Here is a 23,848-nt window from a genome sequence, read left to right as displayed (position 1 = left end):
CAATCATGTCGACTCTTACCCAAGCACGCACCCTGGCCATCACGGGCCCGGCATTGCCCACATACGGAATGGACGCGCTCCCCGTATTTGTTCCGGTGCGTCTGCAAGGCATCGAAACAATTGGCCGCATTGACGAATGCCGCTATCTCGTCACGTTGCGCACCGACGACGCCTACGCCATCGTCCCAAGCGTAGCGTCCAATCTCGATCTCGACAAAGTGGTAGGAACCGAGGTCACTGTCTCGATCCGGCTAGAAGGCAAACAGCACTTCACTCCCGGACTGGCAGGCAATGCCGGACTCGGCAACATCGGCGCAGGAACACGCGAGATCTCGGCGTTGGTCGAAGCGGCCCGGATTTCCGGTCAGGACCGCGACTCCATTCTGTACGAACTCGAACTACGGCCGTGGCTCTACCGCGCGACGCTAAACCAGGATTGTCGGCTTTTTCAGGATATGACCGTCGTCGATATCACGGATGCCGTGCTGTCGAAATATCCATACCCGGTTGAAAAACGTCTCGCGGGCATGTTTCGAGGAATCTATCCCAAGCGTGACATGCAGCGTCAGGCGCTCGAATCGGACTGGGCGTTCCTGCAGCGTCTGTGGGAGGAATGGGGTATCTGGTGGTGGTTCACGCACGACGAGGGCCATCATCGCCTGATCTTGTGCGATACGATCGGCGGCCATCATCCACACGATGCGGCCTACGAAACGCTGCGCTATCTGCCGCCCGACGGCCAGCACATTGACGAAGAACACATTCATGCACTGTCGATAACGAGCCGGCTCACGGCCGGGCGTGTCACCGTGGCGGACTACGACTACACCCGTCCGCGCGCGAAGCTGGTTGCCACCGAAGAGAATCCACGCAGAACCGCCAGCGCCGACAGCGAAATCTACGCATGGGGCGACTTCAGCCAACCGCTGGCAGGCGCACAGGGGCTGGAAGGGCAGCCCAACGGCACCGATCGGGAAGCGTGCCATTTTGCGCGCGTGCAACTCGACGCGCAGCGCTGTGCAGGGCTTCGCGCTCATGGCTCAGGCAACCTGCGTGGCCTGACAGTCGGCCGGACGTTCACCCTGACCGGCTACCCTCAGCTATCTACGAACCGTGAATATGTCGTCGTGTCATGTACGCTCGACATCGAGGACGTGGGCAATCGCGCGGGAATCGCACAAACATACCGCGTAGAAACGCAGTTCGAACTGCTGCCGACAAACGAGCCGTTCCGGCTCAAACGCAGTGTCAGCAAACCCGCGTTGAGCGGCCCGGAAAAAGCCATCGTCGTCGGCCCGGCCGGGCAAGAAGTCTGGACAGACCGATACGGCCGCGTGAAGGTGCAGTTCGAGTGGGATCGCGAGGGCAAGCACGACGAGCACTCCGGTATCTGGCTGCGCGTGTTGTCGCCGTGGCAGGGTATGGACATGGGTGCGACATTCATTCCCCGCATCGGCCATGAAGTAGCGGTATTGCACTATTACGGCGATCCGGATTTACCGGTGATTGTCGGCAGTGCCGTAAGCGCGCTGCGCCAACCGGCGCTGTATGTGCCGGACAACCAGGCCGTATCGGTGATTCGCGGCAAGGAATTCCACGGCACCGCATCCGGCCATCTGGCTATCGACGATACTCGGGGGCAAATCCAGACGCAGATCGCAAGCGACGCAGGCGCCTCTCAACTCAGTCTCGGGAATATCCGGCGCATCGTGAAGAAGAATGGCCGGGCGGATGCGCGCGGCAAGGGCTTCGATCTGCGTACGGATGATTGGGGCGTCATGCGGGCGTTGGGCGGCCTCTTCGTCACGACAGATGGCCAGGCCGGCGGCCCCGGCCACGCGAAGGATGCCAAGGAGGCAATCGGCCGCCTGACGCGCGCGAGAGAATTGCAAGAGCGTCTGTCCGGGTTGGCGCAACGACATGAGGCGCAGCGGCACGATACAACCCAAAGCGAGGTCGCCAAGGCGATCAAGGCACGCAATGACGCGATCAAAGGGAATCCAACGGGCAATCCGGACGATTTCCCGGAATTGACGGAAGCCGACATGGTACTGGCGGGAGCGGCGGGAATCAGTCTCGCGGCCGACCGCGACGTTCATATCGCAAGCAATGAAGATGTTGCGGTGACGAGCGGGCGGCATATCGGCCTGGCGGTCGGCCGGTCACTGTTCGCAAGCGTGGCGAACGCGCTCTCGCTGTTCGTGCACAAGGCAGGCATGAGGCTGATTGCCGCCGCGGGAATGGTACATATCGAAGCGCGGACGGACGGCATCGACGTGAAGGGCAAGAAGTCGGTGACGATCACGAGCACGACCGACAGCATTCATCTCCATGCGGCGAAAGAGATCGTGCTTCACGCCGGCAGTACGGAGGTGCGCATCGGAGATCACGGTTACGTGGTGCGCACGGCGGGCGAGCATACGATCTACGCTGGAAGCCACCAAACTGGCGCCGCGCAGTTGCGACCGGCCCGTTTCCCCGTTACGCCCGAGAATCCGGGGAAGTTTGCCGCGCAGTTCGTGCTGATGGAACAGGAAAGTGGTTTTGCACTGCCGCAACAGCCATACCGCATCACACTCGACAACGGGCGCGTGATCGAGGGCACGAGTAACGAGCGCGGTGAAACGTCGCTGATTACCGACCATGATGTTACGTTCGGAACTGTCGAGTTACTGGCGGCAAGCGATCCCGGAAAAGTGATTGCAGTCAATCACGCAGCAATCGTGCGCGACAACACGACGCCCTACACCGCCGTCACACCGAATGCCCGCAAGCGGACCACGAAAATCAGGGGCAAGACTGCGAGCACGCCGGAACTGGGAGCGACGTCCGAAGCTCAACCTCCGATGTTTGCGACATGCGACCCGCTCAACTTCGGCCTGCGCTTCCATCACTTCATCGACGGCGCGAAGCAGAGCGACGTGTCGGGAAGCCGGCCACGCAATGACGTCGTGTACCCCGTGACGAAGGACTATGCGGCGGCGATCAAGGAAGCACTCACCAGCATTCCATGGGGAAAGTACAAGACGCTCGACGGCTCGGTTCCGCTTGAACTTAAAGTAGATATAGCAAGGGCGGGCAGACCGATTCTCTTCGACGCACTTGGCGCAGGACCATTTGGTCTGCCCAAGGGTGATGCCGATCAGTTAGAGGGGGCGATGCCACGCATTGACATTGTCGATGCGGAACAAGGGGAAATCCAATACAACATGCGCCCCGACGTCAGTGCATCGTTCATTCAGAGAAACTGGATCATTGCCATCCAAGAGCAAGAGATAAAAAACATTACCTCTGCCGCGGGCGATAAATCGACTTTGAATGGTCGACTAAAATCATTCGCCGACGTGATATACCACGAGGCGCGACACTGCCAGCAGGCCTTTTGGATGGCAGCGTTGCTCCAACAACATTCCAGCGACTACGAGAAATTTACGCAGATGCTTCACGTATATAAGGCGCATACCAGCAAAGGCGCCCTTGACGCAGCTCGAAAAATCAATATCCCCGATGACAATCTCGTTGCGACAGGGCTCCATCGGATGCTGATGTTCCACTACTACTGGACGATTTCGTACATGCAAGGTCAAGCTGGAGGCGCCTATATAGCAGCCGATGTGCCAATAGTGCAGGCCGAAGTGTGTAAATTGCTGAACGTGTCGCCTGAGACGGTGGAAAAGATGGCGAGTTTCGAAATGGGCTACCGGAGTCAATTGCATGAAGAAGATGCGTATGCGTGTGCGGAAGTGGTGCAGGCCTATTGGGATCGCCCTGATCGCGCTCTTGTGCTCAACCCTGGCACATGCACAGCAGGCTATGCCGCTGCCCTCAAAGCCATCGGCACAAGGAGCGGATATGGCAAATCAAGCTGACGAGCAACGCCAAATGGTGCGCAGCATCCTGAAAGCAGCGATGGAGATTCTACGAGACGACAAACCATTTGACCCGTCGGATTCAATTTTCGGCCGAATCGTCGATACAGATCGCCATTATCGGTCACGAGGGTTACGTTATCTGTACGCCAGCCGAGTGTCGCCATCTACTACGGTTTCTTTTTCAACATTCGACGACCCCGGGGACTACACTGCCGATCGCTCGAAGGTGAAAATTGTTCCGACAGGATTTGTCATGCGATTAAGTCCAATGCTCGCCGATCTCCGTAACACGGAAATCAAAACCCTTCTCCAACTGGATGATTACTGGATCGATTCAGACGGAAATCGTGTATACGGCAACGAAATGCCGTCACGCACCCCGGATACGCCAAATTTGCAGTCCTTTCGCTATAGATCGAAAGACATTCCAGGCAGTCAATTTCCGGTTGATGTCGAGTTATTTTATGCGAATCCACTGAACGGCTCGTCCCCCCCGAAGCTATCCGAAATCACGATACACCGCGCCTACAAGATTTTGACACCGGAGGAGCGCGAGCAACGTCACCTAGAGCAACAGCAGGCAAAGCGGCTGAAGTACGGAAAAATGAATCTGTGTACCGGAATGACTTGTCCGGAAACCGGTGTCTGGGAAGGATGGTGGGACAACAGACCAACCGATCAGCTCCTTATTCACGCCGGCAGGGAATTTCCCAAGGTGCGAACCATCCATTTTTCCGAGCAATGGTACTCCCCGCATGCTCCGGGACGATGGATGTGGCTGAAGGACGATTCCAGGCGAGGAGCAGGATCAGTTACATGAAGAAGACACCTGCGCACGTTCGGACATGGCGCCGGATTGCCAGCACATGAACCGAAGAGCGGGAGGCGTCGTTCGAAGAATGTCTCGATTCCCCTGCGGATTCAACCCGTCGAGAGCAGACTTTCCACGCATTTCCGACAGCCGTCGCACCCACGATTCCGGAAACCCGGACACGCAAAAACCCCCACGAAAACAACGGTATTTTTCGTTTGTGACACAGCAAACGAGTTCGGTTACATTACGCGCCCCTTGCCACCCCGCCCCCGGCAACGACGTCGCGCGCGGCCCTTTTCGACGCAGCCTGAACCCCCAACCGCTCAGGCTTGCCGCAAGGGCCCCGGCACCCAGCGCGCGCCGTGAAGCCGGCCATTGCGTGCCTGTCGCGAGCCGATCCGAAGGTCTCCTTCGCAACGGTTTCGCGTGCGCAAATGCAACGGCGCGACGCGTCGATCCGGAATTCCGGATTCGCGATCCGGAACTCCGGATCCATGTTTCGCCGCGATCGACACGCGCGCCGGGCGGCGTGGCAAACCGATGCATCCAAGTTGAAAAAGGGATCTGCTGTGATCAAAACGTTACGGGTAATACTGTCGGCGCTCGCGCTGTGCGTCGCCGCGTCGTCCGCGCATGCCGACGATACGAAGAAGGTCGACGTCCTGCTGGTGGGCGGCGGCATCATGAGCTCGACGCTCGGCGTCTGGCTGCACGAGCTTCAGCCTGACTGGTCGATGACGATGGTCGAACGCCTCGACGGCGTCGCACTGGAAAGCTCGAACGGCTGGAACAACGCCGGCACCGGCCACTCGGCGCTCGCCGAACTGAACTACACGCCGGAAAAGGCCGACGGCAAGATCGACATCTCGAAGGCGATCGAGATCAACGAGTCGTTCCAGATCTCGCGCCAGTTCTGGGCGTGGCAGGTCAGGCAGGGCGTGCTGAAGAACCCGCGCTCGTTCATCAACTCGACGCCGCACATGAGCTTCGTATGGGGCGACGACAACGTCCGCTTCCTGAAGAAGCGCTATGAAGCGCTGCAGGCAAGCCCGCTGTTCCGCGGGATGCAGTACTCGGAAGACTACGACCAGATCAAGCAGTGGGTGCCGCTGATGATGGAAGGCCGCGACCGCAACCAGAAGGTCGCGGCGACGTGGACGCCGATCGGCACCGACGTAAACTTCGGCGAGATCACGCGCCAGTTCGTCGGCTACCTGAAGACGCAGCCCAACTTCACGCTGTCGCTGTCGAGCGAAGTGCGCGAAATCACGCGCAATGCCGACGGCACGTGGCACGTGACGTGGGTCAAGCTGCACTCGGACGAGCCGCCGCAATCGGTCGACGCGAAGTTCGTGTTCATCGGCGCGGGCGGCGGCGCGCTGCACCTGCTGCAGGCGTCGGGCATTCCCGAAGCCCGCGACTACGGCGCGTTCCCGGTCGGCGGTTCGTTCCTCGTGACGGAGAACCCCGACGTCGTGAAGCAGCATCTCGCGAAGGCGTACGGCAAGGCGTCGGTCGGCTCGCCGCCGATGTCGGTGCCGCACCTCGACACGCGGATCATCGACGGCAAGAAGATCATCCTGTTCGGACCGTTCGCGACCTTCTCGACCAAGTTCCTGAAGAACGGCTCGTACTTCGACCTCGCAAAGAGCACCAACCTGCACAACGTCGCGCCGATGATGCGCGTGGGCGTCGACGAATTCCCGCTGGTCCAGTACCTCGCGGGCCAGCTGATGCTGTCCGACGACGACCGCTTCAACGCGCTGAAGGAATACTTCCCGGACGCGAAGAAGGAAGACTGGCGCCTGTGGCAAGCCGGCCAGCGCGTGCAGATCATCAAGCGCGACCCGGTGAAGGGCGGCGTGCTGAAGCTGGGCACCGAGATCGTCGCGTCGCAGGACGGCAGCATCGCGGGCCTGCTCGGCGCATCGCCGGGCGCGTCGACGGCCGCGCCGATCATGCTGAACCTGATGAAGAAGGTGTTCAAGGACAAGGTCGCGACGCCCGCGTGGCAGCAGAAGATTCGCCAGATCGTGCCGAGCTACGGCACGAAGCTGAACGACAGCCCGGCGAAGGTCGTCGAGGAATGGACCTACACGAGCGACGTGCTGCAGCTCTCGCCGCCGCCGAAGATCGACCTCACCGCGCCGTCGCAGGCAACCGGCAACACGCCGGCCCGCCCGGCGAAGGCATCGGCCGACATGGCGCTGTAACGCGCCGGTCGCCGCGCGACACCGCGACACCGTCGCGCCGCACGATACGGCCGCCCCCCGGGGCGGCCGTTTTTTCTTGATGCGCGCCGGCGGCGGCCGCCAGCCGGCCGCCCGCTTCCGCTAGAATTGCGGCACGCGCGACCCCGTGGTCGCCCGATCCGCCATCCGCATCGACGCAAGCCCGGGCGACGCCCGGTGTGGCCCGCGCCCGGGCCGCGCGGGCGCCGCCCGCCGTTGCAGCGCCCGCCCGGGCGCGCCATCAACCGAATTCAGCTGGAGAAAGACCGTGTTTACCTGCCGAAACCAGAGCTGCGGCACGCAGTGGGAGACGTCCGACGTCGCCATCAAGGACGAGGGCCAGGGACTGCTGTTCCGCTGCCCGCTGTGCGGCGCGCGCAACTATCTCGAGCGCTTCGAGGACGAGGAAGGCAATGTCCTCTACGAGCAGATGGAAGGCCGCCCCTACCTCGGAGACCTGTCCTGACATGAGCCGACCGACGCCCACGCCCTTCAGCGCACTGCCGCTGACACCCGCCACGCTCGCCAACCTCGCGCAGCTCGGCTATGCCGACATGACGCCGATCCAGGCCGCGAGCCTGCCGATCGCGCTGGCCGGCCAGGACCTGATCGCGCAGGCGAAGACGGGCAGCGGCAAGACCGCCGCGTTCTCGCTCGCGCTGCTGGCGCGCCTCGACACGCGCAGCTTCGACGTGCAGGCGATGATCCTGTGCCCGACGCGCGAACTCGCCGACCAGGTCGCGCAGGAAGTGCGCCGTCTCGCGCGCGCCGAGGAAAACGTGAAGGTCCTGACGCTGTGCGGCGGCACGCCGATGCGGCCGCAGGCGCAGAGCCTCGAGCACGGCGCGCACATCGTCGTCGGCACGCCGGGCCGCATCATGGATCACCTCGATCGCGGCAACCTGAAGCTCGACGCGCTGAACACGCTGGTGCTCGACGAAGCCGACCGGATGCTCGACATGGGCTTCTTCGACGACATCGCGAAAGTCGCGCGGATGTGCCCGACGACCCGCCAGACGCTGCTGTTCTCCGCGACCTATCCGGACGGCATCGCGAAGCTGAGCCAGCAGTTCCTGCGCAACCCGAAGGAAGTGAAGCTCGAGGAGCGTCACGACGACAGCAAGATCCGCCAGCGCTTCTACGAAGTGACCGAGAACGAGCGGCTGCACGCGGTCGGCCAGTTGCTGAACCACTACCGGCCGGTGAGCACGATCGCGTTCTGCAATACGAAGCAGCAGTGCCGCGACCTGCTCGACGTGCTGCATGCGCAGGGCTTCCACGCGCTCGCGCTGCACGGCGAGCTCGACCAGCGCGAGCGCGACCAGGTGCTGATCCAGTTCGCGAACCGCAGCTGCTCGGTGCTGGTGGCGACCGACGTCGCCGCGCGCGGGCTCGACATCGCGCAGCTCGAAGCGGTGATCAACGTCGACGTGACGCCCGACCCCGAAGTGCACGTGCACCGCATCGGCCGCACGGGCCGCGCGGATCAGGACGGCTGGGCGCTGAGCCTCGCGAGCATGGACGAGATGGGCCGGGTCGGCGCGATCGAACAGGCGCAGAAGCGCGACGTTGAATGGCATCCGCTCGCCGAACTGACGCCGGCGGGCAACGACACGCTGCTGCCGCCGATGGAAACGCTGCAGATCCTCGGCGGACGCAAGGACAAGATCCGCCCGGGCGACGTGCTCGGCGCCTTGACCGGCGACGCCGGGTTCGACGGCAAGCAGATCGGCAAGATCAACGTGACCGAGTTCTCGACCTATGTCGCGATCGAGCGCGGCGTCGCGCACGATGCGCTGCGCAAGCTCAATGCAGGGAAGATCAAGGGCAAGCGGGTCAAGGTCCGGTTGATGGACGAGGAGTGACGCCCGCGCGCGGCGCGCCCTCGACGTCACGCATCGCACGGCGCTCGCCGTCGCGCGGTGCGCGCCGTCCGGCGCGCTGCCGTTTCTGCGCCGTCCGGCGCGGGCGCCGAGCTCAGGCCAGTTCGGGATAGCCGTATCCGGCCGCTTCCCGGGCAAACCGCGCAATCGTGTCGTAGTCGGCCGGCGACAGCCGTTCGAACCCCTTCAGCCGCAGCACGCGCGCCCGCTCCGCATCGGCGGCGACCGCCCGGTCGAGCGCATCCCGCAACGCGGCGACCTGCGCGCCGTCCAGCGCCCGCGATGCGATGAACGGCAATCCCGGCGCGGCGGCGGTCAGACCGACGACCCGGATGTCCTGCAACAACCCGGGCAGCCCGTCACGCACGTACGCGAACGTCACGCAGTCGATCGCCGCGCAATCGGCTTCGCCCGAAGCCAGCGCTCGCAGTACGTTCAGGTGCGAGCCGAGCGCCGCAACCGATCCGAAGAATCGTCCGTCGCGCGCATGCGGCGCGACCGCATGCCGGAGCGCGTTCATCCCGCTGTGGGAATCGTCGCCGTTGAAGGCCGCCCGCAGCCCCCGGCAGGCGGCGAGCGTCGTCGCGCCGCCCGCATGCGCGCGCGCCGAGACGACCAGCACGCTGCTGTATAGCGCACCGCGACAACCGTCCGCATCGAAGCACGGCGTCGCGATCAGTCGCACGTCATCGCGCAAGCCCAGCATCCGGTACGGGTAGCCGCAGGTCTGCGACAGCAGCAGGTCGCCGCGCCGCCACAGCGCGTGCAGGTCGCCGAACGGTTCGTCGGGAAGCGCGACGCCGGCGGGCCCGCCCGCCTTCCCGAACGCAGCAAGCGCGTCGCGCAGCAGCGCGCGCCACAGCGCGGCGTGGCGCGGCGTCACGTTGTACATCGGCAGGGCGGCGATCCATTGGCTCATGCGGGCATTCTACGCATCGACGGCGGCGCGGCGGAACCCGGTTCGATCGCGCCGAAACGGGGGCGCGAACGCGGCGCCACGCGCCCGATGCTTATCGGCCGCGCGACGATAAGCAAATGCCAATCGATTGGTTGGCCGTGCCGCGCGATCCCGGTACCGTCCTGATGCCTGCCCGGGCGTCGCCGGCGTGCGTCGCGCCAGGCAGGCCGACCGTGATCCGCGAGACACCTGCGCACCCGGGGCGCGTAACGGTTCAACCGCCCGTTCCCCGCACTGCCCGTTCAATCCTGCCTCAACGCCATGGCCGAATACTTCGACGTCGACCACGCGCGTGCGATCGCCGCACTCGACGCCCGCTTCACCGCCCGCACCGAATGGCCGACCTGGCTGCTGGTCGCCGCGATCTACGGCGGCTGGCTCGCCGTGCTGCTGCTCGTGCGCGACGGGCGCCTGTCGCTCGCCGCCGCGACGCCGCCGCTGATCCTGCTCGGCGCGTGGCACCTGTCGCTGCAGCACGAGCTGCTGCACGGCCATCCGACGCGCTCCGCGTTCGTGAACAAGCTGCTCGGCTATCCGCCGCTGACGGTCTGGTATCCGTACACGCTGTATCGCGACACGCATCTCGACCATCACCGCGACGAGGACCTGACCGTGCCGGGTGTCGACCCCGAAACGAACTATGTCACGCGCGACCGCTGGGCCAGGCTGCCGCGCTGGCGCCGTGCCCTGACGCTCGCGCGCAAGACGTTCGTCGGACGCATAGTCGTCGGGCCGCCGCTGAGCGTCGCCGCGACGGTCGCCGGCGCGTTCGCCGCGTTCCGGCATGGCGACTTCCGCTATCTGCCGATGTGGGCGGCGCACGTCGCGTGCGTGGCCGCGCTGCTCACGTGGCTGCAACGGGCGATCGGCGTGCCGTGGTGGTACTACCTGCTGGCCGTGACGTGGCCCGCGCTGTCGATCGCGATGATCCGCTCGCTGTACGAGCACCGCGCCGCGCGCCATCCGAAGGCGCGCATCACGATCAACGAAGCCGGCTTCGCGATGCGGCTGCTGTACCTGAACAACAACTACCACCTCGTCCATCACGACCTGCCGAAGCTGCCGTGGTACGACCTGCCGCGCGCATACCGGATGCGGCGCGACGCGTACGGGCGCAAATGCGGCGGCTTCGTGATTCGCGGCGGGTATCGCGAGTTGCTCGCGCGCCATGCGTGGACGCCGACCGATACGCCCGTGCATCCGTTCGACGCGGGCACGGCGTCGCTGTCGGCGGGCAGCGGCGCGAAGGTAGCCGTGGTCGACACGGTGCTCCAGATCAGCACCTGACCTCGAACGGCGTCACGGTGCGTCGTGCAGCCGCCGGATTCGGCGACACGCGCGGCAGACGGCAAGACCGGCGATAGACCTCCTACGTCGCAATCCTTACGAAATGCCGACAGAGGCGCACGCGCCCGCGCATTGCCAACCGGGCCCGCAATGTCCAGAATGGCGGCTCGTCCGGGGCTGCCAGCGATCATGCGCCCCGGCTCTGCCCCCGGCCGCGCGCCGCACGCCCCCACGACGATGCAACCGAACTCCACGCCCGGCGCGACCCGCGCGATCGGCAACGACTGGTCTGTTTCCGCGATCACCGCGGGCTTTCTCGCGGTCCTGATTTCCTACGCGGGCCCGCTCGCGATCCTCTTCCAGGCCGCGCAGGCGGCCCACGTGTCCGACGCGATGGTGTCGTCGTGGGTGTGGGCGATCTCGATCGGCGCAGGCGTATCGGGCCTGTTCGCGAGCTGGAAGCTGAAGATCCCGGTCGTCACCGCGTGGTCGGCGCCCGGCACCGCGCTGCTCGTCGGCCTGTTTCCGCACCTGACGCTCAACCAGGCCGTCGGCGCGTACATCACGGCCGCGCTGATCATCCTGCTGATCGGCGTGACCGGCTATTTCGACCGGCTTGTGCACCACATTCCGCGCGGCATCGCGTGCGGCATGATGGCCGGCATCCTGCTGCCGTTCGGCACGCACGCGTTCGCGGCGGCGTCGGAGCAGCCCGCGCTCGCGTTCGGGATGATCGCGGCCTACGTGATCTTCAGGCGCCTGCTGCCGCGCTACAGCATCGTGCTCGTGCTGCTGACGGGCGCCGCGCTCGCGACGCTGCTCGGGATGACCCATCTCGGCAACGTGTCGCCGAGCATCGCGCACCCGATCTTCATCGCCCCCGAATGGACGCTCGGCACGACGCTCAGCCTCGCGCTGCCGCTCGTCGTCGTCAGCCTCACCGGCCAGTTCCTGCCGGGGATGACGATCCTGCGCGTGTCCGGCTACCGCACGAGCGCGCGCCCGATCATCGCGGCGACCGGCGTGATGTCGCTCGTCGTCGCGTGTTTCGGCGGAATCACGATCGTCGTCGCGGCGATCACCGCCGCGCTCTGCACCGGCAAGGACGCGCACGAGGATCCGGAGCGGCGCTACGTCGCCGGGCTCGCGAACGGGGCGATCTACCTGGTCGGCGGGCTCTTCGCGGGCACGATCGTCACGGTGTTCTTCGCGTTGCCGAAAGCGTTCGTCGCGATCCTCGCGGGGCTCGCGCTGATCGGCGCGATCGGCGCGAACGTGCACGGGATCTTCGAGGACGAGAACCATCGCGAGGCGTCGGTGATCACGTTCCTCGCGACCGCATCGGGCATGACGTGGCTCGGGCTCGGCTCCGCCTTCTGGGGGATCGTGATCGGGTCGCTTTCGTATGCGGTACTGAACAAGGTGCGGCGGCGCGCGTAACGCGCCGCCTGCGTCGCGGCCGCCATTACCGCGCGTGCCGGCGCACCAGTTGCGCGAGCGCATCCGCCGGCGGCGTCGTGCCGTAAAGCCGCTCAGACACGCCGGCCTCGACGTCGATCCGCCCGGCGTTGTGGACGTCGTACAGATCGACGATCAACCGCGCGTGCCGTTCGCCGAGGCCGGCGCGCAGCAGCGTCGCATCCCACGTGTCGCGCGGCAGCGCGCGCGCGACGATCGGACGGCCGGCCGCCGCGCCCAGCGCGTCCGCGATCTCCGTCACGCTGACCCGGCGCGGCCCCTCCACACTGACCACGCGCGGGCTGTTGCCGCGTTCGGGCGCATCGAGCAGCAACCGCGCCGCCGCGACACCCACATCGGGCGCCCAGACCGTCGGAAACGCCTTGTCGACCGGATCGTGAAAGCTCGGCAGCACGCCGGTGGCCAGCGCGACCGGCAGCACCCGCGCCCAGTTCTGCAGATGCTCGGCCGATCGCAGCAGCGTCAGCGGCGTCGGGATCGTCTTCAGTCGTTCCTCGAAGCGATGGAACAGACGCGTGATGCCCGTATTGCCGGCCAGCTCCGCGCCGTAGTCCGACAGCGCGAGCAGCACGGGCGGCGGGTTCGCGGCAAGCGCGGCGGTCGCGATGTCGATCGTTTGCGCCATCGTCGCGGCCGGATCGGGATCGGCGGCGGGCACCGGGCACAGTATCTGCACGGCCTGCGCGCCCTCGAGCGCCGCGGCGATCGCATGCGCGTCCGTCAGTGGCGCGATCGCGACGTCGCAGCCGAGCTGCGCGAAGCGTTCACGATGGCGTACGTCGTGCAATACCGCGCGCACGGGGTGGCCTGCGCTGCGCAAGGCCGTCACGGTCGACAGGCCGACGTTGCCTGATGCTCCGAAGATCACGAACACGATCCGCTCCCTGGGGAATGAAGGTGCGGCCATTGTCGTGGGGCGCGTCCGGTGCGGCGCGCACGAAGGGATGAATCGCGCAGGAAAGGATGACGGGATGCGGGGCCGGCGCATCCTTCGGGACGCTATCCGCGTGCAGGCCTTCCGTCGTCGTCGCCGTCGTACGCGAGCCGCAACCCGCTTCGCCCCCCCGAGCGCGCGATCTCCGTGGGCGTTACGCCGAGCACGCGGTTCAGCCAGCTCGCCATGTGGCTCTGGTGTGCAAAACCCGCTTCCAGCGCGACCTGGCTGATGCTCAGCCGGCCTTCGAGCAGCAACGCCTTCGCGCGCTCGACGCGGCGACGCACGACGTACTGGTGCACCGGCATCCCGAGCGTTTCGCGGAACAGCACCTTGAAATGCGGCACGCTGATCGACACCAGCGCCGCGAGTTCGGCGAGCGTCATGCGCCGGTCGAGATTCGCCTCGACATAGTCGATCACGCGCGCCGCCGCCTTCGGCGCGAGCGCGCGCCGGCGTTCGCGGAACGCCGGCTGGCCGTCGACCAGCCGCGCGACGAGCGCCGTGCACAGGCTTTCCGCAAAGAGCGGGTCCGACGCGTCTTCCGCTTCGAGTTCGGCGGCCATCGCCCACGCGATGTGCTGCAGGCGCGGGTCGCGCACCTGCAGCCGGCGGCGGATCTGCGCGTGCGACGGCTTCAGTTCGAGGTGCTCGACAGTGCGCCGCACGAATGCGTCGCCGAGCATGATGTGGAGGATCCGGCAGTCGGCGCTGTCGGTCCACTGGCCGGGCAGGCCGGCCGGAATCACGTCGACGTCGCCATGCGCCTGGATGCGCGACACGCGCTCGCCGTCGCACACGCAGTCCGCCCGGACGGGGCCGCCGATATGCACGCCGATGCGGTGGTGTTCGGCGGCCGGAATCCGGTAGGTGCCGGCGCGGATGTCGAGCAGCGCCGCGCCGAAGCCATGCCAGCCGCGTCCGCGACTGGAGCGCAGGATGACCGGCACGCCGTTGTCCGGCGGCGCGGCGAGAATCGGATCGCTCATGGCTGGGCTCCACCCGCTCGTGGCTCGAACGCGCATTGTGACGCGTTTCCGGCCGGCGTGCCGGGCCGGTGCGGCCGCGCCGGCGTCGCGCGGAAAAAGATCATCCGTTCCTGCTCGGGACCATCCTTGCGTGTGCGCCGACGGGCGCCGCACCGCTTACGATCGCCCCATCCGACACCTACGGAGCCCGTCATGCCCCACCATTGCCCGCTGCGCACGTCGTTCATCGCGCCCTCGCCGTCCGGCGCCGCCCGCACGCCCTCCCGCTCCGGTTCGCCCGGTGTCCGCGCCGCGGTCGCCGCGTGGTGCCTGCGCATCGTCGGCTGGTATCGGTTCGAACGGCTGCTCGCATCGATTCCCGACAGCAACGACGACTTCGGGCTCGGTTGAACACGATCGCCTCGCGCCCGGCCAATTCCTGTCGTGCGAGGCGATACCTGTCGGGCCGTCCAACCCACGCGACGGCCCTGTCGCTCGCGCCTCGTTGCCGACAGGCGAAATGTCGTGCCGGGGTTGTTTCCGGCAACCGTCGTCGGCAACGGCCCCGCGTCAAGACCACCTGTCGAACGATCGCCGCCCTCCCGTCACCGTATCCCGTGCCGGGCCATCGGCAACGGTCCCGTCACCAGGCCCGGACGGCTCCGCCGCATCGACCCGCAACGCGTCGTTCCGCGCCACGATCCGGCCGGCAACCCCGGGCCGCTCGCCGGCCGACGCGTCACGCACCGTCGACGCCCGTCGCAGCGAATGCCCGACCGGCGATCCGGCCAAGGTCGCACCCGCTCACTTGCGCCGCCGCTCGTGCGATGCCACGGTCGCGCCGTCGATCACCGGCGCGCCCTGCCTGATCAGGAAATCGCGGAACAACCCCGTCACCTGCGAGATCCGCCGGTCGGCGAGCGTGACCACATACCATTCGCGTTCGATCGGGTTGCCGGGGAACGGCAGTTGCCCGAGCAGGCCGGTGCGCAACTCGAGTGCACACGCGTGCAACGACAGGAACGCGATGCCGAGCCCGGCTTCGGCCATCTGCTTGATGGCCTCGTTGCTCGACAGTTCGGAGCCCACGTGGAAACGGTGGCCGGACGTCTTGAACAGGCTCTCGACGGTCGAGCGCGTGCCTGCGCCGCGTTCGCGCACGAGCAGGTGCGCGGATTCGAGATCCTTCAGCGAGAGGCGCTTGCGCTGCATCAGCGGATGGCCCGGCGACGCAACGAACACCATCGGATGCTTCGCGAACTCGACCGCGTGCGTGCGCAGCTCCTTCGGCGCGCTGCCCATCACCGCGAGATCGATTTCATGCGTCGCAAGCATGCGGATGATGTCGTCGCGATTGCCGACCTTGAAGTACGTCTTCACGTGCGGACGCGTCGCGGTGAATTTGACCAGCAGCGGCGGAATCAGGTATTCGGCCGTCGTGATCGCGCCGATCCGCAGCGTGCCGCCGAGGTCGCCGGTCAGCGCCGCGACTTCGTCGCCGGCCTCGCTCCACAGATGCAGGATCTCGCGCGCATAGCGCGACACGATCTCGCCCGCCGCGGTCAGCTGCACGCCGCGCCCCACCCGCTGCAGCAGCGCGGCGCCCACCGCCTCCTCGAGCAGGCGAACCTGCAGCGACACGGCCGGCTGCGTCAGGTTCAGTTCCTCGGCCGCCCGCGACACGCTGCCGAGCCGCGCAATCATGTCCAGCGCCTTCAACTGTCGGAACGTCGCGGTCTTTCCTATAAGTGAATACATATGAGTCGCTTATAAACATTAAATTGTTCGAGTGGGTTCGAAACTATATCGTCGGTTCTTGAGCAATGTCATCCGAATCGTCATCAGCGGGAGCCCAACATGGACCACACCACGCCCACCCTTGCAACGGACCCTGCACCGCGCCTGCCGCGCATCGTGATCGTCGGCGGCGGCGCAGGCGGCCTGCATCTCGCCACGCGTCTCGGCGATACGGTCGGACGCCGCGGGCAAGCCGAAGTCGTGCTCGTCGACCGCTACCCGACGCACTTCTGGAAGCCGCTGCTGCACGAAGCCGCATCGGGCCACCGCGACCCGGCATCCCACACGATCGAATTCGCGGCGCAAGCGAAGCGCCACGGCTTCCGTTTCGTGCAAGGCGCGCTGCAGCGGGTCGACCGCGCGGCACGCACGGCGACGATCGCGGCCGTGCAGGACGCGGACGGTACGGAGATCCTGCCGCAACGCGAACTCGGCTACGACGATCTCGTGCTCGCCGTCGGCAGCGTGACGAACTTCTTCAACGTGCCGGGCGCGGCGCGCCATGCGCTGCCGCTCGAGAACCTCGACCAGGCCGAGGATTTCCGCCGCAAGTTCCTCGCGGCCTGCACGAAGGCGAATCATCTGGCCGAGCAGCAACCTGCACGGCGCGCGGCGCCGATCTGCATCAACGTGATCGGCGCGGGCGCGACGGGCGTCGAGCTGGCCGCCGCGCTGCGCCATGCAATCCAGCAACTGACGACGTACCGCTTCAAGGCGCTGGTGTCCGCGCGCGACGTGCATATCCGGCTGATCGAGGGCGGCCCGCGCATCCTGCCGGCGCTCGACGCGCGGCTGTCCGGCAAGATGCACGCGCAGCTTCGCGCGCTGAACGTCGACGTGCTGACCGACACCCGCGTGGCGGAAGTCGGCGCGGACGCCGTGACGACCGCGACGGGCGAACGGCTCGCGAGCGACATCACGATCTGGGCGGCCGGCGTCGCCGGCCCCGCGATCCTGCGGGAGATCGGCGACATCGTGCTCAATCGCGCGAACCAGGTGATCGTGACCGATACGCTGCAGACGCCCGACGATCCGCACGTGTATGCGTTCGGCGACTGCGCTGCGTGCCCGAGCGCCGAAGCGAACGGCTTCCTGCCGCCGCGCGCGCAGGTCGCGCACCAGCAGGCCGTGTACCTCGTCAACGCGTTCGCGCGCCGCGTCGCCGGCAAGCCGGTGGCCGGCTTCACGTTCCGCGACGCGGGCACCGTCGTGTCGCTCGGGCAGGCCGGCGCCGTGTACCAGGCCGACCTCGGCGTGCATTCCCGCTCGCTGATCGTCGACGGGCTCGCCGCGATCGGCCTGTACAAGTTCCTGTACCGCAAGCATCTGTTCAGCGTGGTCGGCGTGAAGCGCGCGCTGTTCCAGTCGCTGAGCCACTGGCTGCAAAGCCGGAATCAGCCGTCGATCAAGCTGCACTGAGCACGCCGGTTCGCACGCGGCAGCGCAAGACGGCATATCGGGCGACCCTCGTCCGATATGCCGTTTTTTTATATGCATATGCCCGAAGCGCCCGGAACACGCTCAACACCGGTGCATCGCATCGACGATCATCCCGACGACGCGTTTCGCGCGGACCCTGCCGTGCGGCACGCATCCCGCGCCCGCTCTGGCGCGCCGCCCGATTCATTAGTCAGATCATATGAGTCTGATAAAAATATTAATTGGTCGCGTTTTCCGGATCGACGCTAAGGTGTGTGGCATTCCCGTCGGCGAACGGATCATCACGTTTCTGAAAAGGAATCACCGTGGTTATCGAAGCCATCGTCACCCGTCTCGACGCAGCATTCGCACAGATCGAAGCAACACCGGATTCGAACGAAGCACGCCACCAGCGCGACGCGATCATCCAGTGGCTCGACCGCGCATCGGAAGAAGGATATCGGCTCGGTCTCGTCACGACGCTGCCGGCCGCGCGGCTCAGCGACATGTTCGAAGGCCAGTTCGGCCGCGCGAACCTCGATCGCTTCTCGGTCGTCGTCACGGACGCACATCATCAGGAATCCGGAACGAATCAGCATCCTTTCGACGTCGCGCTGCAGGCGCTCGGCGTGCCGCCCGAGCGCGCGGTGGCGATCGCGAGCAGCGAGCGGGAGCGCCGCGAAGCCGAGCATTTCGGCCTGTCGCGCTGCGTGAACATCACCGACACGGTACGCTCGATCGCCTCGTCCGGCCTGCACTGAGCGCCGGCACACGGGCCGGCGGCGGCCGGCCAGCCTCGGCTCGACGCCAATCCGACGATTGGCCGACTCGATTCTGACATTCTGCTGTCAAAGTCGCTTGCGACACTTCCGGGCTTGACCGAACCCTCCCGGAAACTGAACGACGCGAAACCGCGTCGCCCAGTTCGATGCCTGCCACGATGACACGCCCGACCCTCACCGCCGCCGCCCTCACGTTCGCCTGCCTGTTGCTCGCCGCCTGCGGCGGAGAAACCTCGACGCCGCCCGCCACGCCGGCCGACAACGGCGGCACGACACCCGCCCCCACGCCGACGCCGACACCCACGCCGACCCCGACGCCCGCGACCTACTACCAGACCAAGACGCCGTACCGTCCGCAGCAGGATGCCGCGACGTACGAAGCGCCGCCCGCCGGCTATGCGCCCGTCTATACCGAACTCGTCGCGCGCCACGGCTCGCGCGGGCTGTCCGGTTTCAAATACGACGGCGCGATCTACGCGATGCTGGTCAAGGCCGAGGCCGACGGCGCGCTGACCGCGCTCGGCGCGCAGCTCAAGGCCGACACGTACACGATGATGAAGGCCAATGCGCTGCTCGGCTACGGCGTGCCGGGCATCTCGACGCCCGGCTACGGCAACCTCACGCAGGCCGGCATCCGCGAACACCAGCAGCTCGCCGCGCGTCTCGCGCAACGGCTGCCCGCGCTGTTCGCGGCCGGCAACCGGCAGGTCGTCGTCGTCAACTCGGGGCAGGATCGCGCGGTCGACAGCTCGACGTATTTCTCCGCGGCCCTTGCCGCCGCGCAGCCGGCGCTGGCAACGGCCATCACGCTGCCGGCCGCGCCGGCCGGCTATCCGGCAAACGCACCTGCCGCGCAGCCGGCCGGCACCAACCGCTTCCTGCTGTATTTCCATGCGCTGAAGCCGGCCACCGATCTCGTGACCGATACGAGCGACCCGTACTACGCGACCTACCAGGCGAGCCAGACGTACCAGGCCTACGCGAACGACGCGACGGTGGCCGCGAAGCTGAAGGCGATCAAGGCCGCGCCGCAGGCGGCCGACGTCGCGCAAACGGTGCTGGCCGCGCTCGTGTCGCCGGCGTTCATCGCGAAGCTCGGCACCGACGGCTATACGTTCGCGAACACGGGCACCTATGCGTTCACATCGGCGGACGGCAAGTTCACCAACACGCTGAAGGGTGACGGCAAGACGAAGATCGCGACGGCCGTCGACGCGGTGAACGTGCTGTACAACCTGCTGCAGGTCGCGCCCGCGATGACGGCGGAAACCGGTGGCATCACGCTGGAGAAGTACATCGGCGCGGAGCAGGCGCAATATCTCGCGTATCTGCAGGATGCCGAGGACTACTACCAGAAAGGGCCCGGCATCCAGGAAGCGAACCCCGTCACGTACCGGATGGCGAAGGTGCTGCAGGACGACTTCTTCGGCGAGGTCGACGCGATCGCCCGCGGCGACCTGACGCGCGCCGCGAAGCTGCGCTTCACGCACGCGGAAATCGTGATTCCGTTCGCGTCGGCGATGAACCTGAAGAACGTGTTCGTGCCGACGCCGCAGGCGCAGACGTACACGTACGCAAACAACCCGTGGCGCGGCGACCAGGTGTCGCCGATGGCCGCGAACATGCAGTGGGACGTATACCGCAACGGGTCGCGGCTCATCGTGAAGATGCTGTACAACGAGCGCGAGACGGATTTCCAGGCCGCGTGCGACGGCGCGAAGCTCGCGCCCGGCAGCCACTTCTACGACTACGCGGGATTGAAGCAGTGTTACGGGTACAAGTGACCGGCGGCGGCGCGGCGCGCCGTCAGTCCACCGGATAGTTGAAATCGTGCCAGCGCTTCGCGGATTTCCCCCCGGAGCCGAGATGACCGGCGGGGAAGCGCATCACGGCAATCGCGTGCAGCGCCTTCTCGTCGAGCGCGGCGTCGCCGCAACTGCGCCGGACCTTGAGGTCGCGCACGCGTCCCTGCTCGTCGAGCCATACGCGCACGACCACTTGCCGCCGCGACGAGGCGTTCGGCACTCCACGTGACAACAGGCGATCCATCAGCGACACGACAGGCTCCGTATCCGTCTAATGCAGCGATTATCGCCGAGCGCGGCGGCAATGCCACGCCCGGCGTCGCTTCGACACGTCATTGCTTCGAGGCCGCACGGCTGGCCGTGCCCGCCACGGCCTTCCGCTTCGGATCGGCGCGCCGTGCGTCATGAAGCGGCCGGCCCCGGCTCCGGTCCACGGCCGGCTGCGCTTGCACGGCAGGCTTCGCACCGGCACGGGCGGCGCCCTGGCTGGCCGCGCGCGCGGCAACGGGCCGAGCCTGCTTCGCGACCGACGAACTGCCGGCCGCCGCGGCCGGATGTCTGACCTGCCGTGCGTACTCCTTCACGTCGCTGTCGCTCATCCACGCCTCCGTATAGGCCGCCGACGCGGAATGGGCAAGATTGAGACAGGCGAACGAGGCCACGAGAAATGCACGCACGGGCGTGCGACGATTCGATGCGGTAATGACGGATGCTCCTTGCGATCTGGCTTGACGCCCTGTGTCGGCGTCGTGGCGGCACGATAAAGGAGCGCATCGCCGGTCGCAAGCGTCCGGCCGGCGGTTCAAACCATTCTTGACGTTTCGGTCGTCACGCCGGCCCGCACCTCATCGCCGTTCGCGTCGTCCTTGCGCTCGACGCTCCATGTATGGATCGGCCGATGGCCCGGCCGCTCCCACTCCGGCGGCATCCACAGATGTTTCAGCCGCTGCAGGACCGGCCCCGGCGCCAGCACGTCGCGCCACATGTCGACGAACTCGTGCAGGTTCAGCACCAGGACATTGTACGAACGGATCTGCTGCGTAATGCCGTAGTCGACCGGCTCGGTTTCCTCGACATACGTACCGAACATGCGATCGAAGATGATCAGCACACCGCCGTAATTCCGGTCGATGTAGCGCGGATTGCGTCCGTGATGCGCGCGATGGTTCGACGGCGTATCGAACACGTATTCGAACCAGCGCGGCAGCCGCCCGATCGACTCGGTATGCACGAAGTACTGGTACGCGAGATCGACCGCGAGCAGGAACAGCACGACGGCGGGCGGAATGCCGAGCCAGACCGGCGGCAGGTAGAACACGAACACGCCGACGAACGCGTTCAGCAGCGATTGCCGCATCGCCGTCGTGAAGTTCATCACTTCGCCGCTGTGGTGCGGCACGTGCGCGGCCCAGAACCAGCGCACGCGGTGCGACGTGCGATGGAACCAGTAGTAGCAGAACTCCACGACGACGAAGATCGGCACGATCGTGACGGCATTCACCGGCACGTCGAACAGCCGGTGCCGGTAGACCCACGCGAAGATCGCGCCCGTGAACAGGAGCCCCATCACGGTCTCCGCCACCTGGTAGCCGGCGCCGAGCGACAGGTTCGCGACGATCTCCTTCCAGCGAAACGGCGCGCGGCGGCCGCGCCGGGTCATCACCGCGTATTCGACCGCGAACGCGATCAGGAAGACCGGCGTCATGCCGATCAGCAGGACCTGCTTCCAGTCCACGTCGTTACCCAGGAACGCATGGAGCCATGTCATCAACCCGGTCGGCATGTTCGCGGCCTCGCTCAAGCACGGACGGGCAGTATGGTCGCGCGCGGGTCGGCTCGCGTTGACACTTGCAGACGATTACTTGACACTTTCCGCCATGCCCGCCGCCTCCCCGCTCTCGACCCAGCGCGTTTACTACTCGAGCACCTACGTGCGGCTGCTGTTCGACTATCTGTCCGAGCAGGGCAAGGATGCGGCGCGCGTGCTCGGCGAGGCCCGGCCGCCCGAGGACGATCGCGGGCTGACGCTGTATGCGAGCGCGCACTGGCGGCGCCTGCTCGAACGCGCGGTGCGCGCGCTCGACGATCCGCTGCTCGGCCTGCACGTGGGCCAGCGGATCACGCCCGCGCATCTCGGCGCGCTCGGTTATGCGCTGCATGCGTGCCGCGACGCCGGCGCGGCGCTCGCGCGCTGGCAGCAATACGAGCACCTGATCGCGAACGTCGCGCGCATGGAAGTGCGGGTCGAGGCGACGTCGGTGACGATCGAATGGCACGATGCGCCCGAACCGCTCGGCCCGCTCGTCGACGAGGTCGCGCTCACGGCGATCGTCCAGTTCGCGCGCAACATCACCGGCACGCGTCACGGGCCCGACGAGGTCTGCTTCGTGCACCCGCCGCCCGGCGACGAACGGCCCTATGTCGATTATTTCGGCTGCCCGGTCCGGTTCGGCCAGCCGGTGAACCGGCTCGCGTTCCCGTTGCAGTTGCTCGCGCAGCCGCTGCAACAGCCGGACGACGCGCTGCTGCGCATGATGGAACGCCAGGCGGGCGCGCTGCTCGCCGAACTGCGGCAGACGGACGATCTCGAGCAGTCGGTGCGCGAAGCCGTCGCGCGCCTGCTCACGCAGGGTGACGCAAGCATCGAACCGATCGCGGCGGATCTGCATGTGTCGTCGCGCACGCTGCATCGGCGGCTGGCCGAACTCGGGCTCAACTTCCGGACCCTGCGCGAGGACACGCGGCGACGGCTCGCGATCGATCACCTGAACGATCCGCGCCTGACGCTCGCGGAAGTCGCCTGGCTGCTCGGCTATTCGGAACACAGCGCCTTTACGCGGGCGTTCCGGCGCTGGACCGGCGAATCGCCGCAGCAGTGGCGCAGCCGGCAACCGGCCCGGGCAGCGCGCGTCGCGCGCGACTGAACGCGGCACGCCGCCGCGCCGGCGACGAACTTGCGTCCGCGCGCGCGGTCGAACGGGCATCGCCGGAGAATCCCATGAAACGCCTCGCCACCGCCGCTGCCCTGACCCTGCTTGCCGCCTTCAGCCTGCCGGCCGCCGCCGGTGCGAACGCCGGCGCCGCCGCGCCCGCGCCGGTTCAGGCCGGCGCGAAGAATTGCGTGCCGTCGCGCGACGCCGGGCCCGACGCCCGTGCGCCGTCGAAGGCGCCGCCGATCCGCGTGTGCGTCGGCGATTCCGATACGCAGCTGAACCTGCCGTGGTTCCTGACCGACGTCCTCACCGCGGTGGACACGCGTCAACCGGCCGGCGACCTGCTCCGCAAGATGCGCAACGATTTCTGAACCGCGAGCCGGGCAGCCGGCCGGCCCGCGCGTCGATGACAGCGACTCGCAAGAATGTTTCTTGTCGAGGCGCGATCACAAAATTACACCAATTGTTGAATAAGAATATTTCGTAATCTTGCGTCGCATCTTATACTTGCGGCGCACCATCCTCGTGCCAAGAGACGGTGTCTTTCATCCCGGTCGCGCAACCGTGCGGCCGGGGATTTTTTCGGTGTGCTACGCCAATATTCGTGTGCCACAAGCACATGTTTCTAGAGGCTGGCCTCCGAAATGAACGGCCGATTGCGACGGAGTGGCCGCAGATTTCCGTCG

At 66.4% G+C, this 23,848-nt stretch carries 20 protein-coding genes; 13 read left to right on the top strand and 7 right to left on the bottom strand.

The window, feature by feature from the left end:
• The first annotated feature begins 5 nt into the window (after positions 1-5).
• From GQ56_RS0103310 to dbpA, 5 genes are all read left to right on the top strand, one after another.
• Entirely contained in the window at positions 6-3,869 is a 3,864-nt protein-coding gene (locus GQ56_RS0103310) for a type VI secretion system Vgr family protein (RefSeq protein ID WP_031397289.1), read from the top strand.
• Positions 3,853-4,692, top strand: coding sequence for a hypothetical protein (locus GQ56_RS40575; protein ID WP_075122850.1), 840 nt, complete (start codon positions 3,853-3,855; stop codon positions 4,690-4,692). The genes GQ56_RS0103310 and GQ56_RS40575 overlap by 17 nt, the downstream gene beginning before the upstream one ends.
• Positions 4,693-5,255: 563 nt before the next feature.
• Positions 5,256-6,899: a malate dehydrogenase (quinone) gene (gene mqo / locus GQ56_RS0103305; protein ID WP_031397288.1), complete on the top strand. Its 1,644-nt coding sequence runs from the start codon at positions 5,256-5,258 to the stop codon at positions 6,897-6,899.
• 286 nt (positions 6,900-7,185) lie between these two features.
• Complete coding sequence (locus GQ56_RS0103300) at positions 7,186-7,383, top strand: hypothetical protein (protein WP_031397287.1); 198 nt, start codon at positions 7,186-7,188, stop codon at positions 7,381-7,383.
• A gap of 1 nt (position 7,384) precedes the next feature.
• The gene (dbpA, locus tag GQ56_RS0103295) at positions 7,385-8,782 is read left to right on the top strand and encodes an ATP-dependent RNA helicase DbpA (protein WP_031397286.1); all 1,398 of its coding nucleotides are present in this window, start codon (positions 7,385-7,387) and stop codon (positions 8,780-8,782) included.
• Between the two features lie 112 nt (positions 8,783-8,894).
• Here the strand turns inward: dbpA and GQ56_RS0103290 are convergent, their stop codons facing one another.
• Positions 8,895-9,719 carry a phosphate/phosphite/phosphonate ABC transporter substrate-binding protein gene (locus GQ56_RS0103290; RefSeq protein ID WP_031397285.1) on the bottom strand — a complete coding sequence of 275 codons (825 nt, stop codon included), beginning with the start codon at positions 9,717-9,719 and terminating at the stop codon, positions 8,895-8,897.
• A 300-nt stretch (positions 9,720-10,019) separates the two neighbouring features.
• Between GQ56_RS0103290 and GQ56_RS0103285 the strand changes: the two genes are divergently transcribed.
• Positions 10,020-11,045, top strand: coding sequence for a fatty acid desaturase (locus tag GQ56_RS0103285; RefSeq protein WP_031397284.1), 1,026 nt, complete (start codon positions 10,020-10,022; stop codon positions 11,043-11,045).
• 237 nt (positions 11,046-11,282) lie between these two features.
• Positions 11,283-12,485, top strand: a complete 1,203-nt coding sequence (locus tag GQ56_RS0103280; RefSeq protein ID WP_031397283.1) for a benzoate/H(+) symporter BenE family transporter — start codon at positions 11,283-11,285, stop codon at positions 12,483-12,485.
• A gap of 25 nt (positions 12,486-12,510) precedes the next feature.
• Here GQ56_RS0103280 and GQ56_RS0103275 read toward each other — a convergent pair whose 3' ends face one another.
• Positions 12,511-13,398 (bottom strand): NmrA family NAD(P)-binding protein, encoded by an 888-nt coding sequence (locus tag GQ56_RS0103275; RefSeq protein ID WP_031397282.1) that lies wholly within the window; start codon positions 13,396-13,398, stop codon positions 12,511-12,513.
• 125 nt (positions 13,399-13,523) lie between these two features.
• Positions 13,524-14,447 carry an AraC family transcriptional regulator gene (locus GQ56_RS0103270; protein WP_031397281.1) on the bottom strand — a complete coding sequence of 308 codons (924 nt, stop codon included), beginning with the start codon at positions 14,445-14,447 and terminating at the stop codon, positions 13,524-13,526.
• A 192-nt stretch (positions 14,448-14,639) separates the two neighbouring features.
• On the opposite strand from GQ56_RS0103270, the gene GQ56_RS0103265 reads away from it, so the two are divergent.
• Entirely contained in the window at positions 14,640-14,837 is a 198-nt protein-coding gene (locus GQ56_RS0103265; RefSeq protein ID WP_031397280.1) for a hypothetical protein, read from the top strand.
• A 393-nt stretch (positions 14,838-15,230) separates the two neighbouring features.
• On the opposite strand, the gene GQ56_RS0103260 is transcribed toward GQ56_RS0103265, so the two are convergent.
• Positions 15,231-16,184, bottom strand: a complete 954-nt coding sequence (locus GQ56_RS0103260) for a LysR family transcriptional regulator (RefSeq protein WP_031397279.1) — start codon at positions 16,182-16,184, stop codon at positions 15,231-15,233.
• A 99-nt stretch (positions 16,185-16,283) separates the two neighbouring features.
• Here GQ56_RS0103260 and GQ56_RS0103255 point away from each other — a divergent pair, with 99 nt between their 5' ends.
• From GQ56_RS0103255 to GQ56_RS0103245, 3 genes are all read left to right on the top strand, one after another.
• Complete coding sequence (locus tag GQ56_RS0103255; RefSeq protein ID WP_031397278.1) at positions 16,284-17,642, top strand: NAD(P)/FAD-dependent oxidoreductase; 1,359 nt, start codon at positions 16,284-16,286, stop codon at positions 17,640-17,642.
• A 326-nt stretch (positions 17,643-17,968) separates the two neighbouring features.
• The gene (locus GQ56_RS0103250) at positions 17,969-18,403 is read left to right on the top strand and encodes an HAD family hydrolase (protein ID WP_031397277.1); all 435 of its coding nucleotides are present in this window, start codon (positions 17,969-17,971) and stop codon (positions 18,401-18,403) included.
• A gap of 179 nt (positions 18,404-18,582) precedes the next feature.
• The gene (locus GQ56_RS0103245) at positions 18,583-20,208 is read left to right on the top strand and encodes a histidine-type phosphatase (protein WP_031397276.1); all 1,626 of its coding nucleotides are present in this window, start codon (positions 18,583-18,585) and stop codon (positions 20,206-20,208) included.
• Between the two features lie 22 nt (positions 20,209-20,230).
• Here the strand turns inward: GQ56_RS0103245 and GQ56_RS0103240 are convergent, their stop codons facing one another.
• From GQ56_RS0103240 to GQ56_RS0103230, 3 genes are all read right to left on the bottom strand, one after another.
• Positions 20,231-20,473 carry an energy transducer TonB family protein gene (locus GQ56_RS0103240; RefSeq protein WP_031397275.1) on the bottom strand — a complete coding sequence of 81 codons (243 nt, stop codon included), beginning with the start codon at positions 20,471-20,473 and terminating at the stop codon, positions 20,231-20,233.
• A gap of 88 nt (positions 20,474-20,561) precedes the next feature.
• Positions 20,562-20,828, bottom strand: coding sequence for a hypothetical protein (locus GQ56_RS0103235; RefSeq protein WP_152601619.1), 267 nt, complete (start codon positions 20,826-20,828; stop codon positions 20,562-20,564).
• Positions 20,829-21,031: 203 nt separating this feature from the next.
• Positions 21,032-21,997, bottom strand: a complete 966-nt coding sequence (locus tag GQ56_RS0103230; RefSeq protein WP_235212613.1) for a sterol desaturase family protein — start codon at positions 21,995-21,997, stop codon at positions 21,032-21,034.
• Between the two features lie 94 nt (positions 21,998-22,091).
• Here GQ56_RS0103230 and GQ56_RS0103225 point away from each other — a divergent pair, with 94 nt between their 5' ends.
• Positions 22,092-23,153 (top strand): AraC family transcriptional regulator, encoded by a 1,062-nt coding sequence (locus tag GQ56_RS0103225; protein WP_235212612.1) that lies wholly within the window; start codon positions 22,092-22,094, stop codon positions 23,151-23,153.
• Positions 23,154-23,227: 74 nt separating this feature from the next.
• Complete coding sequence (locus tag GQ56_RS0103220; protein ID WP_031397271.1) at positions 23,228-23,533, top strand: hypothetical protein; 306 nt, start codon at positions 23,228-23,230, stop codon at positions 23,531-23,533.
• Positions 23,534-23,848 lie beyond the last annotated feature (315 nt).

The organism is Burkholderia paludis (assembly GCF_000732615.1).
Taxonomy (GTDB): Bacteria; Pseudomonadota; Gammaproteobacteria; order Burkholderiales; family Burkholderiaceae; genus Burkholderia; species Burkholderia paludis.
The sequence above is the reverse complement of the archived record's forward strand: the minus strand, read 5'-3'. Positions and strand labels throughout refer to the sequence as shown.

What these genes read in the sequence shown, in the direction of transcription:
- GQ56_RS0103310 (WP_031397289.1), top strand. Translation starts at nt 6, where the DNA reads ATGTCGACTCTTACCCAAGCACGCACCCTGGCCATCACGGGCCCGGCA.
- GQ56_RS40575 (WP_075122850.1), top strand. Translation starts at nt 3,853, where the DNA reads ATGGCAAATCAAGCTGACGAGCAACGCCAAATGGTGCGCAGCATCCTG.
- dbpA (WP_031397286.1), top strand. Translation starts at nt 7,385, where the DNA reads ATGAGCCGACCGACGCCCACGCCCTTCAGCGCACTGCCGCTGACACCC.
- GQ56_RS0103290 (WP_031397285.1), bottom strand. Translation starts at nt 9,719, where the DNA reads ATGAGCCAATGGATCGCCGCCCTGCCGATGTACAACGTGACGCCGCGC.
- GQ56_RS0103285 (WP_031397284.1), top strand. Translation starts at nt 10,020, where the DNA reads ATGGCCGAATACTTCGACGTCGACCACGCGCGTGCGATCGCCGCACTC.
- GQ56_RS0103280 (WP_031397283.1), top strand. Translation starts at nt 11,283, where the DNA reads ATGCAACCGAACTCCACGCCCGGCGCGACCCGCGCGATCGGCAACGAC.
- GQ56_RS0103270 (WP_031397281.1), bottom strand. Translation starts at nt 14,447, where the DNA reads ATGAGCGATCCGATTCTCGCCGCGCCGCCGGACAACGGCGTGCCGGTC.
- GQ56_RS0103265 (WP_031397280.1), top strand. Translation starts at nt 14,640, where the DNA reads ATGCCCCACCATTGCCCGCTGCGCACGTCGTTCATCGCGCCCTCGCCG.
- GQ56_RS0103260 (WP_031397279.1), bottom strand. Translation starts at nt 16,184, where the DNA reads ATGTATTCACTTATAGGAAAGACCGCGACGTTCCGACAGTTGAAGGCG.
- GQ56_RS0103255 (WP_031397278.1), top strand. Translation starts at nt 16,284, where the DNA reads ATGGACCACACCACGCCCACCCTTGCAACGGACCCTGCACCGCGCCTG.
- GQ56_RS0103245 (WP_031397276.1), top strand. Translation starts at nt 18,583, where the DNA reads ATGACACGCCCGACCCTCACCGCCGCCGCCCTCACGTTCGCCTGCCTG.
- GQ56_RS0103240 (WP_031397275.1), bottom strand. Translation starts at nt 20,473, where the DNA reads ATGGATCGCCTGTTGTCACGTGGAGTGCCGAACGCCTCGTCGCGGCGG.
- GQ56_RS0103235 (WP_152601619.1), bottom strand. Translation starts at nt 20,828, where the DNA reads ATGAGCGACAGCGACGTGAAGGAGTACGCACGGCAGGTCAGACATCCG.
- GQ56_RS0103230 (WP_235212613.1), bottom strand. Translation starts at nt 21,997, where the DNA reads ATGACATGGCTCCATGCGTTCCTGGGTAACGACGTGGACTGGAAGCAG.
- GQ56_RS0103220 (WP_031397271.1), top strand. Translation starts at nt 23,228, where the DNA reads ATGAAACGCCTCGCCACCGCCGCTGCCCTGACCCTGCTTGCCGCCTTC.